Origin of the sequence: Bradyrhizobium uaiense (assembly GCF_010811875.1) — a bacterium.
Taxonomy (GTDB): Bacteria; Pseudomonadota; Alphaproteobacteria; order Rhizobiales; family Xanthobacteraceae; genus Bradyrhizobium; species Bradyrhizobium uaiense.
This window is the reverse complement of record NZ_VKHP01000031.1, coordinates 26,051-51,375: the sequence shown is the minus strand read 5'-3', so window position 1 is coordinate 51,375 and position 25,325 is coordinate 26,051. Positions and strand designations below refer to the sequence as shown.

The window sequence follows — 25,325 nt, the reverse complement described above, 5'->3', positions numbered from 1 at the left end:
TTTCTTCACGCAGGGGTCGCTGGACTAACACCCGAGCCTACGATGCCGCTTCGACTCAAAGTCAACGATATCGCCTTCTTCGATCGGCCGCTGATGTTCGCCCGGCCGTTCCGCTTCGGCGCGGTGACGATCACCGCGTCGACGCAGCTGTTCGTGCGGGTCGAGATCGAGGTGGAGGGCAAGGGCCGCGCCACCGGCGCCAGCGCCGAAATACTGGCGCCGAAATGGTTCGACAAGCGGTCGCATCTGACGGAAGCGCAGTCGCTCGACGGCCTTCGCCGCTCGCTCGCGATTGCGCGCGAGCTCTATCTGGCAAACAGGGGCTTCGACACCGCCTTCGGCCTGCACGCCGCATGTATCGGTCCGCAGGTCGCGGCTTGTGCCGCGGAAGACATTCCAGCGCTCGCCGCTGGCTTTGGCCCGGCCGAGATCGACAAGGCAATCCTGGATGCGCTGCTGCGCGCGGCTGGCGCGAATTTCTTCGACGGCATGGCCGGCAATATCGCCGGCATCGACGCGCGGCTGACGCTGGATATTGACGAGGCCGCCATCGCGCGGTTCCTGTCGAATAGCAAGCGGCTCGACCGTGTCGCCGTCAGGCATACGGTCGGGATGGACGACAAGGTCGAAGGCGAGGGCGGCGTTGCCGACGCGAACGAGAATGCCGGTGCACGCTATTTCAAGCTCAAGCTGAACGGCGATCCCGCGCATGACGCGGCGCGGCTGGCGCGGATCGGCAGCGAGCTCGCAAAGCTGCCTTACGCCACCAGGATCACGCTCGACGCCAACGAGCAATATGCCGACCTTACCGCACTGAACGCGTTGGCCGAGCGGCTCGACCATGACGCGGCGCTGCGGTCGATCGCCGCAAACTTGCTCTATATCGAGCAGCCGATGCCGCGCGACATCACAAAGGCCTCGCCGCTCGGGAAGCTCGCCGCGCGGAACTTCATCATCGACGAGGCCGACGATTCCTACGATGCCTTCCCGCAGGCGCGGGCGCTCGGCTATCGCGGCATCTCGTCGAAATCGTGCAAGGGCATCTACAAGTCGGTCATCAACGCCGCGCGCGCGGCGGTGTGGAGCGCGGAGGGCGGCCAGTATTTCATCAGCGGCGAGGACCTGACCTGCCAGGCAGGGCTCGGCGTGCAGCAGGATCTCGCGCTCGGCGCGCTGATCGGCGTCCCCCATGCCGAGCGCAACGGCCACCATTACGTCGACGGCTTTGCCGACACTCCGGCTGACGAAGCCGGCGCCTTCCTCACCGCGCATCCCGATCTCTACGCGCGCGCCGGCGGCAAGGTCCGCCTCGCGATCCATGACGGCGATCTCCTGACCGGATCGATCGCCGCGGCACCGGGCTTTGCCAGTTCGATCCATCCGGACTGGTCCACCATGCAGCCGCTCAAGCGGCCAACACCACGCGTTTCGCAGGAGCAGAAAGTATGACGACCAAACGCCTCGGCTTGATCATGAACGGCGTCACCGGCCGGATGGGGCTCAACCAGCATCTGATCCGCTCGATCGTTGCGATCCGCGAGCAGGGCGGCGTGCAGCTTTCGAACGGCGACCGCATCATGCCCGATCCGATCCTGGTCGGCCGCGACGCCGAGAAGGTCGGCGCATTGGCGAAACGTTACAATATCGAGCGCCACACCACCGATCTCGATCGCGCGCTCGCCGACGAGGGCGATACGGTGTTCTTCGATGCCGCGACCACGCAGGCGCGGCCCTCGCTGCTGACCAAGGCGATCAACGCCGGCAAGCACGTCTATTGCGAGAAGCCGATCGCGACCAATCTCGAGGAGGCCGTCGCGGTGGTGAAGCTTGCCAACGCCAAGGGCCTCAAGCACGGCACGGTGCAGGACAAGCTGTTCCTGCCCGGCCTGAAGAAGCTCGCCTTCCTGCGCGACTCCGGTTTCTTCGGCCGCATGCTCTCGGTGCGCGGCGAATTCGGTTATTGGGTGTTCGAGGGCGGTTGGCAGGAGGCGCAGCGGCCGTCGTGGAATTACCGCGCCGAGGACGGCGGCGGCATCATCCTCGATATGGTCTGCCACTGGCGCTACGTGCTCGACAATCTGTTCGGCGAGGTCGAGAGCGTGGTCTGCATCGGGACAACAGATATCCCCGAGCGCTATGACGAGAAGGGCAAGAAGTACCAGGCAACCGCCGATGATTCCGCTTACGCCACCTTCCGTCTGAAGGGCGGCGTGATCGCGCATATCAACATGAGCTGGGTGACGCGGGTCTATCGCGACGACCTCGTCACCTTCCAGGTCGACGGCACCCATGGCTCGGCGGTGGCGGGCCTGACCGACTGCGTGATCCAGGCGCGCCAGGCGACGCCGCGGCCGGTGTGGAATCCGGACGAGAAACGGATGCACGATTTCTATGCCGATTGGCAGAAGCTGCCGGAGAATGTCGTCTACGATAACGGCTTCAAGGAACAGTGGGAGATGTTCATCCGCCACGTCTGCGAGGATGCGCCCTACAAATATACGTTGCTCGAGGGTGCCAAGGGCGTGCAGCTTGCCGAATGCGCGCTGAAGAGCTGGAAGGAGCGGCGCTGGATCGACGTCGCCCCGATCGTCGTCTGAGAGAGGGCTTTTGTCATGAACAAGCCAGTCCTGCCGATCTCGTCGCTGTCGCTGAAACTCCCCATCACGGGCGGGGGCATCGAGACCTATCGCCTGGCAGCGTCGCGGACCTTTCCGGCGAAGCTCGAGGGCACGCTCAATCGTGTGGCGTTCTCGGCGGCACATGTGGTCGCCGATCCGCGGGCCGACGTCGATCCCTGGCTGAGCGCTGCGATCGATTGGGACAGGACGATCGCATTCCGCGAGCGCGTCTGGGACCTCGGTCTTGGCGTCGCCGAGGCGATGGACACCGCGCAGCGCGGCATGGGGCTGGACTGGGCAACCTCGCTCGAACTGATCCAACGCTCGGTGAAGGCGGCGAAGGCCAGGGGCAATGCGCTGGTGTTTTCGGGCGCCGGCACCGATCATCTCGCTGTGGAAGATGCCAGGTCGATCGACGACGTGATCCATGCCTATGAGGAGCAGATCGCGGCGGTGGAGAAGGCCGGCGGGCGGATCATCCTGATGGCCTCGCGCGCGCTGGCCAAGCTCGGCAGGACCGCGGACGATTATGCAAAGGTCTATGACCGGGTGCTGTCGCAGGTCCGGGAGCCCGTGATCATCCACTGGCTCGGCGACATGTTCGATCCGGCGCTATCGGGCTATTGGGGCACCGCCGATCTCGACAAGGCGATGGATACGGCGGTTGCGATCATCAACGCGAACGCGGCCAAGGTCGACGGCGTCAAGGTCTCGCTGCTCGACAAGCAGCGCGAGATCGACATGCGGCGCCGGCTCGATCCCCGCGTCAAGATGTACAGCGGCGACGACTTCAACTATGCCGAGCTGATCGCCGGCGATGACAAGGGCTTCTCCCACGCGCTGCTCGGCATCTTCGACGCGATCGCGCCGGCGGCGTCCTATGCGCTGTCGCGGCTGGCGGCGGGCGATGAGGCCGGCTTCCATGACGTGCTGGGACCGACGGTGCCGCTGTCGCGCCACATCTTCAAGGCGCCGACGCGCTTCTACAAAACCGGCATCGTGTTCATGGCCTATCTCAACGGGCATCAGGATCACTTCACGATGGTCGGCGGACAGGAGAGCGCGCGCTCGACCCTGCATCTCGCCGAGCTGTTCCGGCTCGCCGACCAGGCGGGGCTGCTTGCCAATCCGGAAGTCGCGACGCGCCGGATGCAAGCCATCCTGACCACACGCGGCATCGACGCGTGATGCGTGATTTTTCCAACGATCACCGCTGGCTGTCGCTGAACACGGCGACGGTCCGCAAGCAGGGTGATCTCATCGCGATCATCGACGCCTGCGCGCGCCATGGCATCCGCGCCATCGATCCCTGGCGCGACCAGGTCGCCGGCGTCGGCCTCGATCGCGCCGTGCGCGCGGTCAGGGATGCCGGGCTCGATCTGTCGGGCTATTGCCGCGGCGGCATGTTCACGGCTGACAGTGCGCACCGCAGCGAGGCGCGCGACGACAACCGCCGCGCAGTCGACGAGGCGGCGGCGCTCGGCGCGTCCTGCATCGTGCTGGTGGTGGGCGGCCTGCCGCAATACTCGCGGCCGGGCAGTATGGCCTCGAAGGACATCGCCGCTGCGCGCAATCAGGTGCATGACGGCATCGCCGAGATGCTGGACTATGCGAAGCAGGCCAAGCTGCCGCTTGCGATCGAGCCGCTGCATCCGGCCTATGCCGCCGACCGCGCCTGCGTGAACACGACCAAGCACGCGCTCGACATCTGCGACGCGCTCGATCCCGACCGCACCGGCGCCATCGGCGTCGCGCTCGACGTCTATCACATCTGGTGGGATCCTGAGCTCAAGAGCCAGATCGCCCGCGCCGGGAAGGATCGCCTGCTCGCGTTCCACGTCTGCGACTGGCTGGTGCCGACCAAGGACATCCTCAACGACCGCGGCATGATGGGCGACGGCGTCATCGACATCAAATCGGTCCGCGCGATGGTCGAGGCGCAGGGCTTTGCCGGCTATTCGGAGATCGAGATCTTCTCGAATGACTGGTGGAGCCGGCCGCTGGACGAGGTGCTGGAGACCTGCATCGAGCGGCACCGCTCGGTGGTCTGACCCGACCACCGGTTCGGTGGACAAGGCAAAGCGTGCCCGCTATTCCGGGTGCTGTGGTGTGAACGGCACTGAGAGCCGTTGAACGCCGCGGTCCGGGACCTTCGGAGCACGTCATGCGCTTGAGTCATTGCCACAATTTCCATGACTTCCGTGAACTGGCGCGGCGGCGGCTTCCCGGGCCGATCTTCGATTATATCGACGGCGGAGCCGACGACGAGGCGACGCTCCGGCAGAACACCGCGAGCTTCGAGCGGTGCGACCTGGTGCCCAACGTCCTGCGCGGCGTGGAGACCGTCGATCTCTCGGTCAACGTGATGGGACAGAAGCTGGCCACGCCATTTTATTGTTCGCCTACCGCGCTGCAGCGCCTGTTTCATCATGATGGCGAGCGGGCCGTCGCGGCGGCGGCATCGAAATTCGGCACGATGTTCGGCGTGTCCTCCCTCGGCACCGTGAGCCTCGAGGAGTTGCGCAAGGCCTACGCGACGCCGCAGGTCTACCAGTTCTATTTCCACCGGGATCGCGGCTTGAACACGGCGATGATGCAGCGCGCCAAGCAGGCCGGCGTCAACGTCATGATGCTGACGGTCGACAGCATCACCGGCGGCAACCGCGAGCGCGATTTGCGCACCGGGTTCTCGATTCCGTTCAGGCTGACGCTCGGCGGCATGATGCAATTCGCCATCAAGCCGGCATGGGCCATCAACTACGTCACCCATGAGAGCTTCAAGCTGCCGCAACTCGACGAGCATGTCGACATGAGCGGCGGTGCGATGTCGATCGGGCGCTATTTCACGGAAATGCTCGATCCCGCCATGACATGGGACGACGTCGCCGGGATGGTCCGGCAGTGGAACGGCCAGTTCTGCCTGAAGGGCATCATGTCGGTCGAGGATGCCAAGCGCGCTGTCGAGATCGGCTGCACCGGAATCATCCTGTCCAACCACGGCGGCCGGCAGCTCGACGGCTCGCGGGCGGCGTTCGATCAGCTGGCCGAGATCGTCGATGCCGTGGGCGACCGGATCGACGTGATGATGGACGGCGGCATCAAGCGGGGCAGCCACGTGCTCAAGGCATTGTCGCTGGGCGCCAAGGCCGTCGGCCTCGGCCGCTTCTATCTCTATCCACTGGCATCTGCCGGCCAGGCCGGAGTCGAGGCGGCGCTCGGTCTGCTGCAGGCGGAGCTGGTGCGGGACATGCGGCTGATGGGGTGCTCCTCGATCAGCCAGCTCTCTCGTGCAAACCTGCGGTTCAGATAGCCGCCCCACCAATCCGTCTCGCGCTCACGAATCCTGATCGCTGTGCGTAATCTCGAGCGTGACGAGCCGCGCCAGCAGCGTTGCGGGATAGAGTTGGCCGAAGATCGCCTCGAGATTGCACAGGCTGCGCGCGATCGGGTGCAGCGGGGCGACGTCGCCATAGCCGGTGGTCGTCAGCGTCATGAAGCTGAAATAGATCAATTGGTTCGCCAGCGCCGGACTGTCCTCCATCTTCATCCCGGAAAAGGCGTTCGGCAGCAGCGTGCCGATGAAGGTGTAGAGTGCCGAGAAGATCACGGCAACGGATAGGTAGAGCAGGACGGCGCCGATCACGCGGTGATAGGTGACGCGGCCCGGCGCAAACGTCGCGCGAGCCACCGTCACAGCGAGAGTGATGCCGACGATCAGCCACGAGCCGGCGAACAGATTGAGGTCGAGGATCGAGGGCGAACGCAGCCTCAGGACTCCGCCCGTGACGATCATGGCAAGCGCAACCAGCATCGCGGTGACGGCGATTGCGCTTCCCGACATCAGGAACACGCCGCCGACCAGGAAGAGCGCGAGCAGCAGCTCGAAGATCTGGAATTCGAACAGGCCGAGGGCTTGGAGCGGCGCTATCACGAACATCATGATCATGATCAGGGCCGTGAGCCCGGTCAGCAGGGAATCGCCCCAGCGCTTGCGCAGCTCGCCGATGCTCGTCCAATTGCGCTTCATTCCCGCCCCGCCACTCGGCATGACATCAGGATGTCGGTGCCGAACATTGCTGTGCGCCGGCCGCAAAGGCAAGACGGGGGGCCGGTGTCGCGCGCACCGGGCGGTGAAGATCGCAGGCCGGCGGCCTCAGGGGCTCGCGACCTGCTGCAGCGTGTTGAAGCGTGCCTTCTGCTCGCTGCTCAGCGTGGCGTAGAACTTGTCCAGCGCAGGCTCGATCAGCTGCGCGGCCTTCTGCATGGCCTCGAGCCGGTGCTGCATTGCCTCCAGCCGGCCGACCGGGGTCAGCGGCACATCGTTCGGGCAAGCCGCCTGCAGGTCCGCAATGGCCTTCGTGGTCGCGTCGCTCAAGCGGTCGAGCGCTTCCTTCTGCTTGCCCGCCGGATGAAGCGAGGCCTCGATCCGGTTGATCGGCAATTGGGCCAGGTCGGATTTCGAATCGCCGCAATTTCCGGATTGCGCGGTCGCCTCATGCTGTTGCGGCGAACGCTCGCCGACATGTGGACCGAGCGCATTGAAGCGGGCCTGCTGCTCGTCGCTGAGCGAGCCGTAGAAATTCGCCAGGGCGGGCCGCACGATCTTGATTGCATCGAGCGTTGCGCTGATCCGGTTCAGCATCGACCGCAAGCGGCCGGTTGGCGTCAATGCATAGCTGTCGGTGCAGGAGTCCTTGAAGACATTGGCAGCCTGCGCCGCGGCAGCCTTCAGATCGTCCAGCAAGGCACGCTGCTGCTGGTTCGGCCGTACCGCCCGCGCGATATCGGCAAGCGGCCAGGCCGTGACGCCCTTGTCGGGTTCACCACACAGCTGCTTGATGGCCTGCGGGCTCGTATCGGCGCGTTGACGGGATCGAGTGCGGCCTGCGGTCGCCGGATAATCGCCGGGCTCGATGCTTGCATAGGCGGAGTAAGGGCTGTTGGTGTCCCAGAACACGGTGTCGACGAAGTCGTCATAGGCGTAGGCCCAATAACCGGGGTCGTAGGCATAGGGCCAGAACGTGTAGTCAAAGATGTCCGAATAGGCGTAAGGCAGGAACACCGGGCCAAGCCATGCCACGAACGCCGCGCGGTGGCCGCGCCGCCAGGCATTCCGGGGCGCCCAGCCACCTTGGCGCACCGCAAGCGCGGCCTGGCTTTGCGCGCCTGTCTGCTCGCGGAAGCGCGCGGCAAATCGCTCGCGCTGGGCCGCCTGCGTCGCCGCGGTGGTCGCGGCGGCGGCCCCAACCGTCGCTGCCGGTGCCAATCGCTGCTGCCGGGCAAGATCGGCTTGCTGTGAGCGCTGCTCGCGCTGCAGCAGGCGGTTCTGTGCCTGCAGGGCGCGGTCGTGGACGCGTTGCGCGCGTGCGCCCTGGACATTCTGCGACTGCAACTGCTGCACGCGTTGCTGCAGACGATCGATCCGGGTTTGCCGCTCCGCGGTCTGGCGCGAGAGCGTGTCACGCTGCCGCTCCTGCACAGTCTGCTGGCGTTGCTGGACGAGTTGCTGTCGCTGTTGCGCGCGCTGTTGAATTCGCTCGGCCTGCGACGGTCGTTCGCTCAAGCGCGACGGTGGGCCCGGGCGTGATGGCGCGGCCAAATGAGGAGCAGGGCGCTGCGGCGGCGCCCCCCGACGGAATTCGGGTCGATGCGTTGCAACGCGTGGCGCGGCGATATGGGGCGCCTGGCGCGGTGACGGGGCAGCGAAATGCGGCGCCGGGCGTGGCGCCATCGCAGGTCGCTGCGGGGCGTGGAACGCAGGTGCGGCCGGTCGAGCCATCGCTGGCGGTCGCGCCATTGCGGGCGGGGCGGCGTGCACCATCGGCGCGGAAGGACGCGCCATTGCTGGCGGTGCGGCTGGACGTGCCGCCGGTCCACCCTTTACGTGCGGCTGGGCGGACGCGCCGCCGCTCGCCACGAGCATTGAGGCACTAATCAAAAAGACAATAAGTCCAGTGCGACGGCAAGGCATGAGCGCGACTCTCCGTCCATACCTGCCCGTAGAGCTTCAACGCGCAGACGTCGAAATTGTTCTTGTTGGCCGTAGCCGGCGGTGCGGTCTTCCGACGCTGGGAACCGTCAGGAAACATCCTGGGTGAGGGCAGCCGTGATCCGCTCCAACGCCCAGTCGACCTGGTCGGCCGTGATCACCAGCGGCGGGGCGATGCGGATGGTGTGCTCGTGGGTGTCCTTGGCGAGGATGCCACGCGCCTGCAGCGCGAGGCAGTAGCGGCGGGCGCCGCCGGCTTCCGGTTGTAGTTCGATCGCCAGCATCAAACCGCGCCCGCGCACCTCGCGGATGACGTTGGCGCGGATGTCCTGCAATCCGGCGAGAAAGCGGGCGCCTTGTTGCGCCGCGTTCTCGATCATGCCTTCCTCGACCAGCACGCGCAACGCTGCGCGCGCCACCGCACAGGCCAGCGGGTTGCCGCCGAAGGTCGAGCCGTGCTGGCCCGGCCGCAGCGTGCCCAGCACGGCGTTGTTGGAGAGCACGGCCGACACCGGATAGAAGCCGCCCGATAGCGCCTTGCCCAGCAGCGTCACGTCGGCCTCGATGCCCTCGTGCTGCTCGGCGAGCAGCTTGCCGGTGCGGCCGAGCCCGGTCTGGATCTCGTCGAGCACGAGCATCACATTGCGCGCGGTGCACAGTTCGCGCACGCGCGCGAAATAGCCCGGCGGGGGAATGATGACGCCGGCTTCGCCCTGGACCGGCTCGACCAGGAAGGCCGCGGTGTTCGGCGTGATCGCCTGCTCAAGTGCCGCGGCATCGCCGAACGGGATGATCTTGAAGCCCGGCGCGAACGGGCCGAAATGATCGCGCGATGCCGGGTCGGTCGAGAAGCCGACGATGCCGAGCGTGCGCCCGTGAAAATTATTGGCGCAGACGATGATCTCGGCCTGTCCGTCCGGCACGCCCTTGACCTCATAGGCCCATTTGCGCACCGACTTGATCGCGCTCTCCACCGCTTCGGCGCCGCTGTTCATCGGCAGCACCTTGTGCGAGCCGGTCAGCTCCGCGAGCTCGCGGTAGAAGGGAGCGAGCTGGTCGTTGTGGAAGGCGCGCGAGGTCAACGTCAGCCGATGCGCCTGCTCGATCATTGCTGCCAGGATCTTCGGATGACAGTGGCCCTGGCTCACCGCCGAATAGGCGGAGAGACAATCGAGATACCGGTTACCATCGGTGTCCCAGACCCAGACGCCTTCGCCGCGGGACAGCATGACCCCGATCGGCTCGTAATTGTAGGTGCCGAACTGCGCTTCGGTTGCGAGGAGATCAGTGACCGATGGACTCATCCTGCGTCACTCCCGCTGTCGCGCGCCAGATTACATCAATGCGCGCCTACAGCTGATTTGGGCATCAGTTCCTCCACAGGGAAGTGGAGTCACTGGCCAAATTCGCAGGAGGCGATAACCTGTCCTAGGCCTTGATGCTGCATGGCACGCTGAGGAAGCCACGGAAGCGAACCCGGCCGCCGCGCACCGGCGCGCCGTCGAGCGAATAGTTCGGGAAGCGCTGAAGGAAGCGCGCGATCGCGATGGCGCCTTCGAGGCGCGCCAGCGCCATGCCTGCGCATTGATGCGCGCCGGTGCCGAAGGCGAGGTGACGGTTCGGCGTGCGTGCGACGTCGAAGCCTTCGGGGTTGGGGAATTGTGCGGGGTCGCGGTTGGCGGCGCCGATGCACAGCGTGACCAGCGTACCGGCCGGCAGCTTGATGCCGCCGAGCTCGGTCTCCTCCACGATCATGCGGTTGCCGAGCTGGTTCGAGCTTTCGTAGCGCAGCATCTCCTCGACCGCGGTCTTGATCAGCTCCGGCTGTTCAATCAGCCGCTGCTTCTGATCGGGATATTGGGCGAGCGTCACCAGCCCGTTGCCGATCAGATTGGTCGTGGTCTCGTGGCCGGCGTTGAGCAGGAAGATGCAGTTGTGCAGCAATTCCTTTGCCGTCAGCCGCTCGCCATTCTCCTCACCCCGGATCAATCGCGTCAGCACATCGCGCTCGGGATTGCCCGGTTTGGCGCGGCGGCGTTCGACGAGGGTTTCGAGATAGGCGAGGAAATCCTTCACGGCATCGTTGCCGCGGTCGAACGCCTCCTTGGCGATCACGGGCTCCAGCGCGCCGAGAATCGCAAGCGACCAGTCGCGCAGCGGCTCGCGCTCGTCATGCGGCACGTCGAGCAGATTGCCGATCACCTCGACCGGGATAGCCGAGGCGAAATCCTCGATCAGCTCGAAGTGGCCTTTCGTGGCGATCCGGTCGAGCAGGCTGTCGACCAGCGCGATCAGGTCCGGCTCCATGCCGGCGATCGCACGCGGCGACAACGCGCCCATGATCAACCGCCGCACGCGGGTGTGCGCCGGCGGATCGTTGAAGACGAGGCTCGTCGTGTGGTGCTCGTAGAGCAGCGAGTTGCCGTATTTCGGCAGGAACTCCTTCTTCTTGTCGGAGGAGAACGCCTTGGTGTTCTTGTAGGCAGCGATCAGGTCGTCGTAGCGGGTGAGAAAATAGCAGCCGTTCGGCAGGCGCTTGACCGGTGCGTGCTCGCGCAGCGCGCGATAGGTCGGGTAGGGGTTCGCGTAGAACTTCGGCGTCAGCTTTTCCAGGTCGAAGCCGTCAGCCAGCTCTCGCGCGTGCCCGTTCATGGCGGATATCCAACCCTTATTAGTTTCATTTGCAACTATCGTAAGCCGCGGGCAGCGGCCGCGCAATACAATTTGCGGGGAGTGAGGACCAGCGCGGGTGCGCCGCGCGATGCCTGTAAATCGCAGAGCCATATGCGGTATTGCGCTTTGATGAAGCGCGCGCGCCCCTCTACAGTCGCGGCCAATAAGCAATAGAGAACCGGAAACGCCGATGCATGCCCGTGCTGAGACCGCGGCCTCCTGGCCCGAGGAGATTTTCTCGATCTTGCAGCGCTTCGAGGTGCGTCAGGTGCCCTACGTGCCGGACGCCGGACATTCCGAACTGATCGAGCGCGTGCTGGGATCGTCCTCGATGCGCGGCATCGCGCTGACCACCGAGGAAGAGGGCGTCGCACTGCTGGCAGGCGCCTGGGCCGGCGGCCAGCGCGGCGTGCTGCTGATGCAATCGAGCGGCGTCGGCAATTGCATCAACATGCTGTCGCTGGTGCAGATCTTCCGCCTGCCGTTCCTCACGCTGGTGACGATGCGCGGCGAATGGGGCGAGTTCAATCCCTGGCAGGTGCCGATGGGCTCGAACACCCAAGGCATTCTCGAACTGTCGGGGATCAAGGTGCTGCGCGCTTCGCGCCCTGATGAGGTCCGCGAGGTCGTCGAGGCCGGCGCGGCGCAGGCCTACAACGCCTGCACGCCGACCGCCGTCCTGCTGTCGCAGCGCCTGATCGGAGCAAAGGTCTTCACCAAATGAGCAAAGCCAATCTCCTCGACCGCCGCGCCGTGGTTTCCGAACTGCTCAGGGATCGCAAGGGCGCCTTCGCGATCGGCGGCCTCGGCGCCTCCACCTACGACATCGCCGCGGCCGGCGACCACGACCGCAACTTCTATCTCTGGGGCGGCATGGGCGGCGCCGTGATGATCGGGCTCGGCCTGGCGCTGGCCCAGCCGACGCTGCCGGTCATCGTGATCACCGGTGACGGCGAGATGCTGATGGGCATGGGGAGTCTGGCGACCGTCGGGCTGCAGCAGCCCAAAAACCTCTCGATCATCGTGCTCGACAACGAGGCCTATGGTGAGACCGGCGGCCAGACCAGCCACACCGGTGGAACCGCCGACCTCGTCGGTGTTGCCAAAGCCTGCGGAATCGGAGATAGCCGCGCGATCAGCACGATGGCGGAGGTCGAGGCTTTTGCTTCGTCTTTGCAAGACGTTACGGCAGGGCCGCGGTTTGCGAGCGCGAAGATCGACGGGGCCAATCTGGAGCGCGTGCTGTCCAGCCGCGACGGCACCTACATCGTGAACCGCATCAGGGGATCGATCGGCCACACTCCAATTTAAAGTGGCTTTCGCGGTGCAATAGAACCTTGACTTTCGGTAAAGTGAGTGATTACTCACGACCCAAATGTCTACCTTACGCATGACGAGTGACTTGCGGCGTCAGTTGATCCTGAGCGCTGCAAAGCGATGCTTCGCCCGCAACGGCTTTGCCGGCACCACGACAAAGAGCGTGGCGGCTGCGGCTGCCATTTCGGAGGGACTGCTGTTCAAGCACTTCCCGTCGAAGGCGGCGCTCTATGCCGAAATCCTTGCCGAGGAGTGCGAGGCGGATCCCGATCTCGCGCATCTGCTCGGCCAGGAGCCGTCGACCGCAACGCTGGTCGAACTGGTGGAGGGCATGGTCGGCCACTTCATGCAGCTACGCGATGCGCCGGACCAGGAAGAGGCGCAGCGGATGCGGCTGATGGTGACGAGCCATCTCGACGATGGCGAGTTCGCGCGCCTGCTCTACGACAAGGTCGGCAAGCTGATCGGTCCGACTTTCGCCGCCTCGCTTGAACGGGCGATTGCTGCCGGCGAGGCGACGCGGATCGGCGACGAGCCGCTCAACCTGTTCTGGTTTGCGCATCATACCGTGCTTATGGGCGCACTGACGCAGCTGCCTGCGACACCATGTCTCCCCTATGGCGATGCCGCTGCGGCCGAGCAGCAGCTTTGCCAGTTCATTCTTCGCGGCATCGGACTTACCGAAGCCGCAATTTCAACTCATTTGGGCCGCCAGCCGTCGCCGAGCGCAGGACCGTCGGTAACTGCAGAAAGTGCATGACATGAATATTCAGACCGAAAGCCACATCTCGGGACAACCGATCAAGGAGAAACAAGCCAAGCGTCCTGTCCGTATGGTGCGCTGGTTTATCATTGTGGGGCTGTTGCTGGCCCTGCTGGTCGGCGCGCTGGTCGGCTTCAACGCCTTCCGCAGCCACATGATCGCGCAGTTCTTCGCCAACAATAAGCCGCCGCCGTCGAACGTCACGGTCGCCGAGGCGAAGACGGAAGTGATTCCGAATCTTCTGACCGCCGTCGGCGATCTCGTCGCGGTGCACCAGGTCAACGTCACGACCGACGTGCCGGGCCGCATCACCGAGATCCAGTTCACCGCCGGCAGCCATGTGAAGGCGGGCACGCCGCTGGTGCAGTTGTTCGACGCACCTGAGCAGGGCGACCTCGCGAGCTTCAAGGCACAGGCGACCGTGGGCGAGCAGCAGCTCGACCGCGCCAAGCAGCTTGCGTCGCGCCAGTTCGGGCCGCAGTCGACCGTCGACACCGCGCAGGCGACCTACGACCAGGCCAAGGCGGGCATTGCCAAGACCGAAGCGCTGATCTCGCAGAAGCTGGTGCGCGCGCCGTTCGAAGGCGATCTCGGCGTTCGCCAGGTCGAAGTCGGCCAGTATCTGACGGCCGGCACGCAGATCGTGTCGCTGACCGATCTGTCGGTGCTGTATGCCAACCTGACCGTGACCGAGAAGCAGAGCTCGCAGATCAAGGTCGGCCAGGCTGTGCGTGTTGCGGTCGACGCCTATCCGGGCCGCACCTTCGAGGGCAAGATCACGACCATCGAGCCGCAGATCGCGACCGAAACCCGCAACATCCGGGTCCAGGCAACGATCCAGAATCCGGACAGCATCCTCAAGCCCGGCATGTTCGCGACCACCACGATCGTGCTGCCTGAGAAGCCGCCGGTCGTGACCATTCCGGAAACCGCGGTGGACTACACGCTGTACGGCGACTCCGTGTTCCTGATCACAGAGAAGAAGGGCGAGGACGGCAAGACCACCCTGACCGCCGACCGCACCTTCGTGAAGACGGGCAACCGCGTCGAAGGCCGCGTCGAGATCCTCAAGGGCCTGAAGGCCGGGGACAAGGTCGTGGCCGTCGGCCAGATCAAGCTGCAGTCGGGCATGGCGGTCGCGATCTCGACCGATCCGCCGCCGCCGGTTCCGGCCGAGCCGCCGCGCTACTGATCTCCACTAGCTGAACCCGGAGGGCCTGATGGCCCTCCGCCACATGTTGCCGCAACCGGCAGACAACACGAATCGAGTTGGCGATGGCCTTCACTGATATTTTCATCAAGCGCCCGGTGCTGTCGGTCGTCGTCAGCCTGCTGATCCTCTTGATCGGCTTGCGCGCGGCGATGGTGCTGCCGATCCGGCAATATCCGAATCTCTCGAACACCGTCGTGACGATCACGACGTCGTATCCCGGCGCGTCGCCCGAGCTGATCAACGGCTTCATCACCACGCCGATCGAGCAGGCGGTCGCTTCGGCCGAAGGCGTCGACTACATGACGTCGAACTCGGTGCTCGGCACCTCGACGATCCAGGTCTACGTCAAGCTCAACCACGATCCGAACCAGGCGCTCACTGAAGTGCTCGCCAAAGTCAATTCGGTCAAATATCTGATCCCGAAGGAAGCCTTCGATCCGGTCGTGACCAAGGCGACCGGTGACACTATCGCCGTGATGTATCTCGGCTTCTCCAGCGAAGAGCTGACCGGATCGGCGATCTCGGACTATCTGACCCGCGTCGTGCAGCCGGTGCTGTCGACGGTCGACGGCGTCGCTTCGGCCGACATTCTCGGCGGCCAGACCTTTGCAATGCGCGTCTGGCTCGATCCGACCCGTATGGCCGGACGCGGCGTGTCGCCCAACGACGTTGCCGCTGCGATCGCCGCCAACAACTTCCAGGCGGCCGCCGGCCAGACCAAGGGCTTCTTCATCGTCTCGAACGTCTCGGCCAATACCGACCTTCAGAACATTGATCAGTTCAAGCGCATGATCGTGAAGGCGAAGGACGGCGGCTTCGTGCGCATCGAGGACATCGCGACGGTGGAGCTCGCGGCGCAGTCGACCGACGCCAGCGTCGCCTTCAACGGCGAGCATGCGATCTTCATCGGCATCAAGGCGACGCCGCAGGGCAACCCGCTGACCCTGGTGAAGGGCGTGCGGGCGCTGTTCCCCGATCTCGAGCGCAACCTGCCGCCGTCGATGAAGATGAAGGTGGCCTACGACTCCACCAAGTTCATCCAATCCTCGATCGACGAAGTCCAGAAGACGCTGACTGAAGCGGTCCTGATCGTCGTCGTCGTGATCTTTCTGTTCCTGGCCTCGCTGCGGTCGGTGATCATCCCCGTCGTCACCATTCCGCTGTCGCTGATCGGCGTCTGCATCCTGATGCTGGCCGCGGGCTTCAGCTTCAACCTGCTGACGCTGCTGGCGATGGTGCTGGCGATCGGGCTCGTGGTCGACGACGCCATCGTGGTGGTGGAGAATATCCATCGACATCTCGAGGAGGGCCTGCCACCCGTGCAGGCATCGCTGAAAGGTGCGCGCGAGATCGTCGGCCCCGTCGTCTCCATGACGATCACGCTGGCGGCGGTGTACGCGCCGATCGGCTTCCTCGGCGGCGTGACCGGCACGCTGTTCCGCGAATTCGCCTTTACGCTGGCGGGCTCGGTGATCGTGTCGGGCGTGATCGCGCTGACGCTGTCGCCGATGATGTGCTCGGTGTTCCTCAAGAGCGCGGAAGAGGGCCGGTTCGCCAAGCTCGTCAATCGCGTGTTCGGCGCGTTGACGCGCGCCTATGGCCGCCAGCTGGATCGTTCGCTCGACTACCGCCCGATCACGGCGCTGTTCGCCGTGACCATCCTCGGCCTGGTCGGCTTCCTCTACATGCACATCCAGAAGGAACTGGCGCCGCAGGAAGACCAGGGCATCGTGTTCGCGGTGACCAAGGCGCCGAAATACGCCAACATCGACTACATCGATTTCTACGGCGACAAGATGGACAAGGAGTTCCAGAAGTTTCCCGAGACCGATCTGCGGTTCATCCTGAACGGCATCACCGGTCCGCAGGGCGGCTTCGCCGGCATGCTGCTCAAGCCGTGGGATGAGCGCAAGCGCTCGGCCCAGACATTGCAGCCGCTGGTGCAGAACGAGCTGTCGAAGATCGAAGGCGTCAGCGCATTCGCGTTCAGCCTGCCGCCGCTGCCGGGCGGCCCCGGCGGTCTGCCGGTGCAGATGGTGATCTCGTCGACAGCCGGCTTCCAGCAGGTGTTCGACCAGATGAACAAGCTGAAGGATGCCGCGCGCAAGAGCGGCCTGTTCATCGTCACCGACAGCGACCTCGACTTCAACCAGCCGGTGGTCCGGGTGAAGGTCGATCGCTCCAAGGCGAGCGACCTCGGCATCACGATGCAGTCGGTCGGTGGCGCGCTGGCGACGCTGCTCGGCGGCAACTACGTCAATCGCTTCAACCTGGAAGGGCGCTCCTATCAGGTGATCCCGCAGGTGCCGCGCGCCAGCCGGCTCGCTCCGGAATCGTTCGACAACTACTACGTCCCGACCACGACCGGGCAGCTGGTGCGGCTGTCGACGGTGGTGTCGGTCGAGACCGGCGTCGATCCGAACGCGCTGACCCACTACAACCAGCTCAACTCGTCGACCTTCCAGGCCGTGCCGATGCCCGGCGTCTCGATGGGGCAGGCGGTCGAGTTCCTGCAGGGTGAAGCCAAAAAGCTGCCGTCCGGCTTCAGCTACGACTTCCTCGCCGACTCCCGGCAATACGTCCACGAGGGCAACCAGCTGCTGGTCACCTTCGCGTTCGCCATCATCATCATCTTCCTGGTGCTGGCGGCGCAGTTCGAGAGCCTGCGCGATCCGTTCGTGATCATGATCTCGGTGCCGATGGCGATCGTCGGCGCCTTGATCCCGCTGTTCTTCGGCGTCGCCACCATGAACATCTACACCCAGGTGGGCCTGCTGACGCTGGTCGGACTGATCACCAAGCACGGCATTCTGATGGTGGAGTTCGCCAATGAGCTGCAACTCAATGAGGGACTGGACCGCCGCTCGGCGATCGAGATGTCGGCGCGGATTCGTCTGCGTCCGATCCTGATGACGACGGCGGCCATGGTCACCGGCCTGCTGCCGCTGCTCACCGCCTCGGGCGCCGGCGCCGCCAGCCGCTTCTCGATCGGGCTTGTCGTCGTCACCGGCATGACGATCGGCACGCTGTTCACGCTGTTCGTGCTGCCGATGGTCTACACGGTGATCGCGACCGACCACCAGGCTGCGGCCCGTTCCGAGCGCGCCAAGCAGATCGCCGACTACGAACTCGAGGGTAACGGCGGCGGCGCACTGAAACCGACCTGAGCCCTCCAAGCTCATGTTCGCAGGAAAGGCGGCACTGGCGAAAGCCACTGCCGCCTTTTCCTTGGGAGACCACTTCGCTCCAAAACGCTATGCTCCGCCTCACAAGATCTGGAGGAAACAGGCATGGCGAGCGAATTTGCGGCGGGCAATTACCGGTTCATTCCGGCCGTGTTCCAATATTCCAGCGGCGCGCAGGCGAACGCGGGCTATGAGATCGAGCGGGTCCGCTTCGATCGGCTGGTGCCGCTTGCGGAAGGGTTTGCGCGGATCGCCGCCTACATCAAGGACGCCGGCCGGCCGTTGACCTCGTTCTGCGCCTGCGAGTTGCGCTCGCCGGCCGCCTTCACCGAGGACGGCTTCCGCGCTTTCAACCAGCATTACGTCAAGACGCTCGCCGAATGGGGCCTGTTCGACGGCACCATCAATCCGGTGGCCCGCAGCAATGTCTGTCCCGAGATCGATCCGCCAAGCGAGCCCTCGTTCTACGCGTTCTCGTTCACGCGGCCGAGCACGAGCACGTCGCCGTCCTTCGTGATCGCAGGCGGCGCCGAGGCGCGCAGTGGCACCGCCAGCTATCCCGACCGCATTGTTTGCTATCGCGATCTCAGTCCCGGCGCATGGCGGGAGAAGGTCCGCTTCACCGCCGGCGAGATGGAGCGACGTCTTGCCGAGTTCAGCTTCGGCTGGCAGGAGACCACGGCCGTGCAGGCCTACACCGTGCACGACATCCATCCGGTGATGGCCGACGAACTGGTCCGCCGCGGCGCCACGCGCTCCGGCCTGACCTGGCACTTCTGCCGCCCGCCGGTGGTCGATCTCGAATACGAGATGGATTGCAGGCGGGTGTTGCGCGAGGTGGTGATCTAGCTTCCGTCGTCATTGCGAGAAGCGAAGCGACGAAGCAATCCATGCCTCCGCACGCTAGGTGACATTGGATTGCTTCGCTTCGCTCGCAATGACGTGGATGGTGCAGCGCGCAATCTCTCCCCGTCATCCTGAGGAGCGCGTAGCGCGTCTCGAAGGATGCACGGCCCCAGTCGGGCCGTCGATCCTTCGAGGGCCGCTGAAGACGCGGCCACCTCAGGATGACGGGGAAGATCGAGCGTTCGTCGCTGTGATAGGACGACGGCGTGTCACCGCGCCTTCGGATCGAGCGCGTCGCGCAGGCCGTCGCCGACCAGGTTGAACGACAGCACGACCAGGAAGATCGCAAGCCCCGGCCAGACTGCCATCCACGGCGCGGTGGTCAGGAAGCGTTGCGCGGCGTTGAGCATGCTACCCCAGGACGGCGCCGGCGGCTGCTGGCCGAGGCCGAGGAAGGACAGCGCGGCCTCGGCGATGATCGCGGCCGCGATCGACAGCGTCGCCTGCACCAGGAGCGCGGGCAGGATGTTGGGCAGGATGTGGACCAGCGCGATGCGCCAGCGCGGATTGCCCATGGCGCGCGCCGCCTCGACATAATCCTCGACCTTGACGCTCATCACCTGGCCGCGGGTCAGGCGGATGAAGATCGGGGTCGCCGAGACGCCGATCGCGATCATCGCATTGCCGAGGCTCGGGCCGAGGAAGGCCGCGAGCGCGATCGCCAGGATCAGGAACGGGCAGGCCAGCATCGCATCGGTGACGCGGCTGATCAGCGCGTCGATGAAGCCGCCGCGATAGCCGGCGAGCAATCCGAGCGGCACGCCGACCGCAAGCGCGATGCCGACCGAGATGACGCCGGCAAGCAGCGAGGCGCGGGCGCCGAACACGACGCGCGCGAGCACGTCGCGGCCGAGCTCGTCGGTGCCGAACCAGTGCTGCATCGACGGCGCCTTGCGCACCAGCGACCAGCTCGTCGCGACGGGGTCATAGGGCACGATCAGTGGCGCGAAGACGGTGAGCAGGACAAACAGCGCGATCACGGTGAGGCCGAGCACGGCGCCCCTGCGCTTCATCAGCCGCCGCCAGGCACGCCGCGCCGAGCTCTCCAGCGTCTCGGCCGCGGCAAGCGAAGCTGATGTCCCGAGTGCAGCGTCGGTCATCCGATCAGCCCCTCAGCCGCGGATTGACGAGGATATAGGCGATATCAGCGATCAGATTGAGCGTGATGTAGATCGTCGCCGTCGTCAGCACCACGCCCTGCACGACGGCATAGTCGCGGTTGAACACGGCATCGACAATCAGCTTGCCGAAGCCCGGGATCGAGAAGATCTGCTCGGTGAGCACCGCGCCCGACAGCAGCGTGCCGAGCTCGAGCGCGCCAAGTGTGATGATCGGCGTCAGCGCGTTGCGCATCGCATGCTTGAGGATCACCGTACGCTCGGACAGGCCCTTCGCCCGCGCGGTGCGGACATAGTCGCTCTCCAGCACTTGCAGCATCGCGCTTCGCGTATGCCGCATCAGGATCGCGGCGATCGCGTTGCCGAGCACGAAGGCCGGCATGACGGATGCGGCGAGGCTCGCGCGCCAGTTTTCGCTGAGCGGTACGTAGCCGGAGGCCGGCAGCCAGCCAAGTTCGACCGAGAACAGGAAGATCAGCATGATGCCGAGCCAGAAATTCGGCGTCGAGATCCCCCACAGCGCGAACAAATTGGCGCCATAGTCCCACGCCGTGCCCATCTTCACCGCCGAGATGATGCCAGCAGGAATGCCGATCAGGAAGGCGACCACGATCGCCATGCCGGCGATTTGCATCGTCACCGGCAGCTTCTGCGCGATCAGGCTCGATACCGGCATCTTGTTGCGCAGCGACTCGCCGAAGTCGCCCATCAGCACGCCCTTGACCCAATAGGCGTATTGCACCGGGATCGGCTGATCCAGGTGGTATTGCTGGCGGATCTGCTCGATGACAGCCGGATCGCGCTCCTCGCCGGCCATCACGAGCGCCGGATCGCCGGGCAGCAGATGTTGCAGCGAGAAGATCAGGAGCGAGACGAAGAACAGCGTCGGGATCAGCTGAGCCAGCCGCTTGGCGAGAAAGTTCAGCATTGTCGACCCCGCGTACCCTGCGCCGTGGCGATCATTTCAATTTCAGCCCGACCACGCGCACCAATCCATCCGGCATCTGCCGGTAACCCTCGACCTTGACGGAGTGGGCGATCAGCAGCGTGCGGTGGTAGAGATAGATGATTGGCTCGTCATTGAGCACGATCTTGGTCATCTTCTCGTAGATCGCCTTGCGCTGGGCGGGATCGTTGATCAGCCGCGCATCTTCCATCAGCTTGTCGGCTTCCGCGTTGGAATAGCCGCCATCGTTCTGCGGCGCCTTGGTGTGCAGGAAGACATAGGAATTGCCGTCAGGATCGATCCGGCCGCTCCAGTTGATCTGAAACACCTGAAATTCGCCGGCCTGGGCCTGCTTGAACGTCGTCGCAAATTCGACCACGCGGATCTTGATGTCAAAGCCTGCTTCGGCCGCCATCGACTGCACGACCTGGGCCACGGCTTCGTTCTCGGCCCCTTTGGGGACCATGTAGTCGATGGCTAAGGGCAGCGTTACACCGGCCTCCTTCAGCAGTGCCTTGGCCTTGGCAACGTCGCGTCCCCGAACCGGAAACGCTTTCTGATAGTAAGGATGCGTCGGGCTGACCCACTGATTGCCCGGCGTGAACTCGCCGTTGAAGACGACCTGGTTGAGCGCCTCGCGGTCGATCGACAGATCGAGCGCCTGGCGCACCTTTTCCGACTGGCTGAGCGGTCCCTTGCTCTTGTCGTTGCCGATGTTGATGGTGAGGCCGAGATAGCCGAGTTCAGGTGCGGTCGACAGCACGAGCCGCTTGTCGGCGCGGACGTCCTTGATGTCGGTGGCGAGCACGCGCTCGATCAGATCGAGTCCGCCGGATTTCAGATTGGCGAGCCGCACCGTGGCGTCGACGATAGGGAGGAACACGATGCGATCGATGAATACGTTGTCCTTGTTCCAGTAATCCCCGAATTTCTCGAACACCATGCGGTCCTGCTGCACGCGCTCGACGAATTTGTAGGGTCCGGCGCAGACCGGATGCAGGCCGAATTTGTCGCCCGCCTCCTTCACCGCCTTCGGCGAGACCATCATGCCGGCGCGGTCGGTCAGCTGGGCGATCAGCGGCGAGTAGGGCGTCTTGAGCACCAGCTTGATGGTCAGGGGATCAACGACGTCGACATGGTCGAGGGCGGCCAATTCCGGTTTGCGAAACGAGGTCGGCAGCGTCAGATGGCGCTCCAGCGAGAATTTGGCGGCTTCGGCGTCGAACGGCTCACCGTCGTGGAATTTGACGCCCGGCCGGAGCCTGATCGTCATCTCCTTGCCGTCGGCCGAGTTCTCGTAGGACAGCGCGAGCTGCGGAACGATGTTCAGCTTCTCGTCAATGTCGAACAGCTTGTCGCAGAAGGCGGAAAAGACGATGCGGCCGACATAGGTGCGACCGACTGAAGGATCGAGGATGTCGGGGTCCTCGGCGAGCCCGATGCGAAGCGTCGTCTCGGCACGCGCGCTCGTTCCGCACCAGGTCACGAGGGCTGTCATCAGGACCGCCAAGCGCCAAAATCTCATCGCCAACCCCTTATCCCTTGCGCCTTTATCCCTTGCGCCTTTGTTCCCTACGAAATAACCCCGGGCCGCCCCGAGGCTTCCGCCGTATTGAACGCCGCCACCAGCTTTTCCAGTGTCGGCGAGAACCCGCCATCGGACGGCACGATCGCCTCCGCGCCGGGCAGCTCGCCGGTCCGGTGACAGGCCGTTGCATATCCGGTGCCATCGTCGCGCAACTGCGGCACTTCGCTGCGGCAACGCGAAATCACATAGGGGCAGCGAGTGTGGAAGCGGCAGCCGGAGGGCGGATTGAGCGCGCTCGGCAGCTCGCCCTCCAGCACGATGCGGCTGCGTTTGGCGCGCGGCTTCGGCACCGGGATCGCCGACAGCAATGCGCGGCTATAGGGATGGCGCGGCGCGGTGAACAGCGCCTGCGCCTCCGCCGTTTCGACGATGGTGCCGAGATTCATCACGGCGACCCGGTCGGCGATGTGTTTCACGACGGCGAGATCGTGCGAGACGAAGATGTAGGCGAGCTTCAAGCGATCCTGCAGGTCGCGCAGCAGGTTCAGGATCTGCGAGCGGATCGAGACGTCGAGCGCCGACACCGGCTCGTCGCAGATGATCAGCTTCGGCTCGACCGCGAGCGCACGGGCAATCGCGATGCGCTGGCGCTGGCCGCCGGAGAATTCGTGCGGATAGCGGCGCGCAAAGCGCGGCTCGAGCCCGACCAGGCGCAACAGCTCGTCGACCCGCTCGCGGCGGCGCGCAGCCGGCACGAGATCGTGCAGCGCCAGCGGCTCGGTCAGGATCTGGCTCACCGTTATGCGCGGGTTGAGCGAGGCGTAGGGGTCCTGGAAGATCAGCTGCGCGTCGCGGCGGAACGCGCGCAATTGCTCGGCATTGAGAGCGCCGAGGTCGCGGCCCGCGAAGGTGACGCGGCCGGCATCCGGCTCGATCAGCCGCAGCACCAGCCGGCTCACGGTGGATTTGCCGCAGCCGGATTCACCGACCAGCGCCAGCGTTTTTCCGGCCTCGACCGTGAAGCTGGCGCCGTCGACCGCCTTCACATAGGCGGTCGGCCGGCCGAACACCGAGCGTTCGGCGACGAAATGCTTCACCAGCCCTTCCACCTCGAGCAGCGCAGTCATGACACCAGCCGTTCCAGCGGCGCGCGGAGGCAGCGCGAGGCGTGGGTCGCGCTCAGCATCGCCAGCGGGGGAGGGGATTTGGTGCAGGCATTCTCCACGAACGGGCAGCGCGCGGCGAAGCGGCAGCCGGCCGGCGGGTTCGCCATGTTCGGCACCATGCCCTCGATGGTCGCAAGATGGCTGGTGCGGCGATCGAGCCGCGGGATGGAGCCGAGCAGGCCGACCGTGTAGGGATGCTGCGGATTGGCAAACAGCTCGTCGACCGGGGCGCGCTCGACGATCTCGCCCGCATACATCACGGCGACCTCGTCGCAGACTTCGGCGACGACGCCGAGATCGTGGGTGATCAGGATGATCGCCGCACCACTTGCGGCCTTCAGCTCGCGCATCAGATCGAGAATCTGCGCCTGCAGCGTGACGTCGAGTGCGGTAGTCGGCTCGTCGGCGATCAGGAGCTGCGGGTCGCAGGCCAGCGCCATCGCGATCATCACGCGCTGGCGCATGCCGCCGGACAGCTTGTGCGGATACTCGTCGATGCGTTTCTCGGGCGAGGGGATATGCACGCGGCGCAGCAGCTCGATGGTGCGCTCGCGCGCCGCGCGCCGGGAGCCGCCGCGGTGGCGCAAAATCGTCTCGGTGATCTGGTCACCGATGGTGAAGCTCGGGTTGAGCGAGGTCATCGGCTCCTGGAAGATCATGGCGAGGCGATTGCCGCGCAGGTCGCGCAGCGTCGCGTCCGGCACGTCGAGCAGGTCGAAGCCGTCGAAGCGGATCGCACCGGACACCGCGGCGGATTGCTTCGGCAACAGCCCCATGATCGCGAGCGAGGTCACGCTCTTGCCGCAGCCGGACTCGCCGACCAGGCCGAGCGTGGTGCCGTTGGCGACGGACAGATCGACGCTGTCGACGGCATGCGTGGTACGACCGTCGTCGCCGTGGAAGGTGACGCGCAGGCCCTCGATCTCGATCAGCGGGCCGGCGGTCATTCGCCGCTCTTGGTTGCCGCTGCGATGGCAGCCTCGATCCTAGCGCGATCGCTGGTTCCGGCCGGGTTGGCGCGGGTCGGCATGAAGTCCCGGAACGGCACCCAGTGTTCCCGGCTGACGGCTTCCAGCCGCTCCAGCTCGCGCAGGGGATCGGCGTGGTCGTCGACCCGCAGGTCCAGCGCCGGCCATTCCTCGGTGCTGTGGATCAGAAGCGCCGCGGACTGCTTGCCACGCTTGTCGCCGCCGGCCGCTTCGCCGGCGAGCATCGCCTTGATCAGCCGTTCCGCGAACGGCAGCGTTTCGTTGGCTGCGTAGACGCGTGCGGTCTCGTCGAGCACCGCAGGTCCGGCCAGCATGTTGCCGGCGATCGAAAAACCGTCGCCGGCGATGTGGCCGAACCAGTCGATGCAATCCTTGCCGGAGTGGGCGGCGATCCGGCCCTTGGCATCCATGACATGCACCTGCCGGCTGTCGCGGCTGTTGTCAGGCGCGAGCAGCGCCGAGATCACCTCATGCGGGCTCTTGCCGTCGCGCAGCAGCGCAAGGCCGTCGATGCCGTAATAGGGATTGACCAGCGCCTGCGTCGCAACGGCGCCGATCCCGGGTGCAATGTGCGGCACGAGAGCGCCAACCGCGAAGAACCGCGTCGCGACGGCGATGCCGAGCTGGCCGGTGGCGCTGTCGCGGGCGACGATCGACCAGGTCATCTCACCTCTCTTCTCCCTCTCCCCGCCCTTTCCGGGGAGAGGGGTGGGGTGAGGGGCTTGTTCCGCGAAGATGATGAAAATCGAGTTCGCGGAGACTCCCCCTCACCCGGATCGCATCTTCGATGCGACATACCCGAAGCTTCGCTTCGGCGTTTTTCAGGACAGCCGCCAAAGGCGGCCTTTGCCTCTCCCCGCAAGCGGGGCGAGGTGGAGTTTGAGGCTCGCTTCGCGATCCGACCGGATGTCATC

The 25,325-nt window shown here is 65.2% G+C and carries 21 protein-coding genes; 11 read left to right on the top strand and 10 right to left on the bottom strand.

What is annotated here, in order from left to right:
* Positions 1-42 precede the first annotated feature (42 nt).
* From FNJ47_RS10700 to FNJ47_RS10680, 5 genes are all read left to right on the top strand, one after another.
* Positions 43-1,449 (top strand): hypothetical protein, encoded by a 1,407-nt coding sequence (locus tag FNJ47_RS10700; RefSeq protein WP_163153046.1) that lies wholly within the window; start codon positions 43-45, stop codon positions 1,447-1,449.
* Entirely contained in the window at positions 1,446-2,597 is a 1,152-nt protein-coding gene (locus FNJ47_RS10695) for a Gfo/Idh/MocA family protein (protein ID WP_163153045.1), read from the top strand. Before FNJ47_RS10700 ends, FNJ47_RS10695 begins: the two co-directional genes overlap by 4 nt.
* Positions 2,598-2,612: 15 nt before the next feature.
* Positions 2,613-3,806 carry a dihydrodipicolinate synthase family protein gene (locus FNJ47_RS10690; protein WP_163153044.1) on the top strand — a complete coding sequence of 398 codons (1,194 nt, stop codon included), beginning with the start codon at positions 2,613-2,615 and terminating at the stop codon, positions 3,804-3,806.
* Positions 3,806-4,669 carry a sugar phosphate isomerase/epimerase family protein gene (locus FNJ47_RS10685; protein WP_163153043.1) on the top strand — a complete coding sequence of 288 codons (864 nt, stop codon included), beginning with the start codon at positions 3,806-3,808 and terminating at the stop codon, positions 4,667-4,669. Before FNJ47_RS10690 ends, FNJ47_RS10685 begins: the two co-directional genes overlap by 1 nt.
* Positions 4,670-4,782: 113 nt before the next feature.
* Positions 4,783-5,928, top strand: a complete 1,146-nt coding sequence (locus FNJ47_RS10680; protein ID WP_163153042.1) for an alpha-hydroxy acid oxidase — start codon at positions 4,783-4,785, stop codon at positions 5,926-5,928.
* 24 nt (positions 5,929-5,952) lie between these two features.
* Here FNJ47_RS10680 and FNJ47_RS10675 read toward each other — a convergent pair whose 3' ends face one another.
* The 4 genes from FNJ47_RS10675 to FNJ47_RS10660 form a co-directional block, all read right to left on the bottom strand.
* Positions 5,953-6,645: a potassium channel family protein gene (locus tag FNJ47_RS10675; RefSeq protein ID WP_163153041.1), complete on the bottom strand. Its 693-nt coding sequence runs from the start codon at positions 6,643-6,645 to the stop codon at positions 5,953-5,955.
* Between the two features lie 126 nt (positions 6,646-6,771).
* Positions 6,772-8,181, bottom strand: coding sequence for a Spy/CpxP family protein refolding chaperone (locus FNJ47_RS10670; RefSeq protein ID WP_235999808.1), 1,410 nt, complete (start codon positions 8,179-8,181; stop codon positions 6,772-6,774).
* 515 nt (positions 8,182-8,696) lie between these two features.
* Positions 8,697-9,911, bottom strand: coding sequence for an ornithine--oxo-acid transaminase (rocD, locus tag FNJ47_RS10665; protein ID WP_163153039.1), 1,215 nt, complete (start codon positions 9,909-9,911; stop codon positions 8,697-8,699).
* A 124-nt stretch (positions 9,912-10,035) separates the two neighbouring features.
* Positions 10,036-11,259 (bottom strand): cytochrome P450, encoded by a 1,224-nt coding sequence (locus FNJ47_RS10660; protein WP_163153038.1) that lies wholly within the window; start codon positions 11,257-11,259, stop codon positions 10,036-10,038.
* Between the two features lie 211 nt (positions 11,260-11,470).
* Here FNJ47_RS10660 and FNJ47_RS10655 point away from each other — a divergent pair, with 211 nt between their 5' ends.
* The 6 genes from FNJ47_RS10655 to cnbZ all read left to right on the top strand — a co-directional run bounded on the left by FNJ47_RS10655 (position 11,471) and on the right by cnbZ (position 18,607).
* Positions 11,471-12,004: a thiamine pyrophosphate-binding protein gene (locus FNJ47_RS10655; protein ID WP_163153037.1), complete on the top strand. Its 534-nt coding sequence runs from the start codon at positions 11,471-11,473 to the stop codon at positions 12,002-12,004.
* Positions 12,001-12,591 carry a thiamine pyrophosphate-dependent enzyme gene (locus tag FNJ47_RS10650; RefSeq protein WP_163153036.1) on the top strand — a complete coding sequence of 197 codons (591 nt, stop codon included), beginning with the start codon at positions 12,001-12,003 and terminating at the stop codon, positions 12,589-12,591. The genes FNJ47_RS10655 and FNJ47_RS10650 overlap by 4 nt, the downstream gene beginning before the upstream one ends.
* Before the next feature lie 64 nt (positions 12,592-12,655).
* Positions 12,656-13,357 carry a TetR/AcrR family transcriptional regulator gene (locus tag FNJ47_RS10645; protein ID WP_163153035.1) on the top strand — a complete coding sequence of 234 codons (702 nt, stop codon included), beginning with the start codon at positions 12,656-12,658 and terminating at the stop codon, positions 13,355-13,357.
* A 1-nt stretch (position 13,358) separates the two neighbouring features.
* On the top strand, positions 13,359-14,552 hold the full coding sequence (locus tag FNJ47_RS10640; RefSeq protein WP_163153034.1) for an efflux RND transporter periplasmic adaptor subunit: 1,194 nt from the start codon (positions 13,359-13,361) through the stop codon (positions 14,550-14,552).
* Positions 14,553-14,635: 83 nt separating this feature from the next.
* A complete protein-coding gene (locus FNJ47_RS10635) occupies positions 14,636-17,740 on the top strand; it encodes a multidrug efflux RND transporter permease subunit (RefSeq protein ID WP_163153033.1) in 3,105 nt (1,034 codons plus the stop codon).
* A gap of 123 nt (positions 17,741-17,863) precedes the next feature.
* Positions 17,864-18,607 (top strand): 2-amino-5-chloromuconate deaminase CnbZ, encoded by a 744-nt coding sequence (gene cnbZ, locus FNJ47_RS10630; RefSeq protein ID WP_163153032.1) that lies wholly within the window; start codon positions 17,864-17,866, stop codon positions 18,605-18,607.
* Between the two features lie 266 nt (positions 18,608-18,873).
* On the opposite strand, the gene FNJ47_RS10625 is transcribed toward cnbZ, so the two are convergent.
* From FNJ47_RS10625 to FNJ47_RS10600, 6 genes are read right to left on the bottom strand one after another with little or no spacing between them, the layout of a single operon-like run.
* Entirely contained in the window at positions 18,874-19,764 is an 891-nt protein-coding gene (locus FNJ47_RS10625; protein ID WP_163153031.1) for an ABC transporter permease, read from the bottom strand.
* A gap of 4 nt (positions 19,765-19,768) precedes the next feature.
* Entirely contained in the window at positions 19,769-20,710 is a 942-nt protein-coding gene (locus tag FNJ47_RS10620) for an ABC transporter permease (RefSeq protein WP_163153030.1), read from the bottom strand.
* Between the two features lie 31 nt (positions 20,711-20,741).
* The gene (locus FNJ47_RS10615) at positions 20,742-22,253 is read right to left on the bottom strand and encodes an ABC transporter substrate-binding protein (RefSeq protein ID WP_163153029.1); all 1,512 of its coding nucleotides are present in this window, start codon (positions 22,251-22,253) and stop codon (positions 20,742-20,744) included.
* A 47-nt stretch (positions 22,254-22,300) separates the two neighbouring features.
* Positions 22,301-23,383, bottom strand: coding sequence for an ABC transporter ATP-binding protein (locus tag FNJ47_RS10610; protein ID WP_163153028.1), 1,083 nt, complete (start codon positions 23,381-23,383; stop codon positions 22,301-22,303).
* Positions 23,380-24,369 (bottom strand): ABC transporter ATP-binding protein, encoded by a 990-nt coding sequence (locus FNJ47_RS10605; RefSeq protein ID WP_163153027.1) that lies wholly within the window; start codon positions 24,367-24,369, stop codon positions 23,380-23,382. Before FNJ47_RS10605 ends, FNJ47_RS10610 begins: the two co-directional genes overlap by 4 nt.
* Positions 24,366-25,076, bottom strand: coding sequence for a DUF1028 domain-containing protein (locus tag FNJ47_RS10600; protein WP_163153026.1), 711 nt, complete (start codon positions 25,074-25,076; stop codon positions 24,366-24,368). The genes FNJ47_RS10605 and FNJ47_RS10600 overlap by 4 nt, the downstream gene beginning before the upstream one ends.
* Between the last annotated feature and the right edge of the window lie 249 nt (positions 25,077-25,325).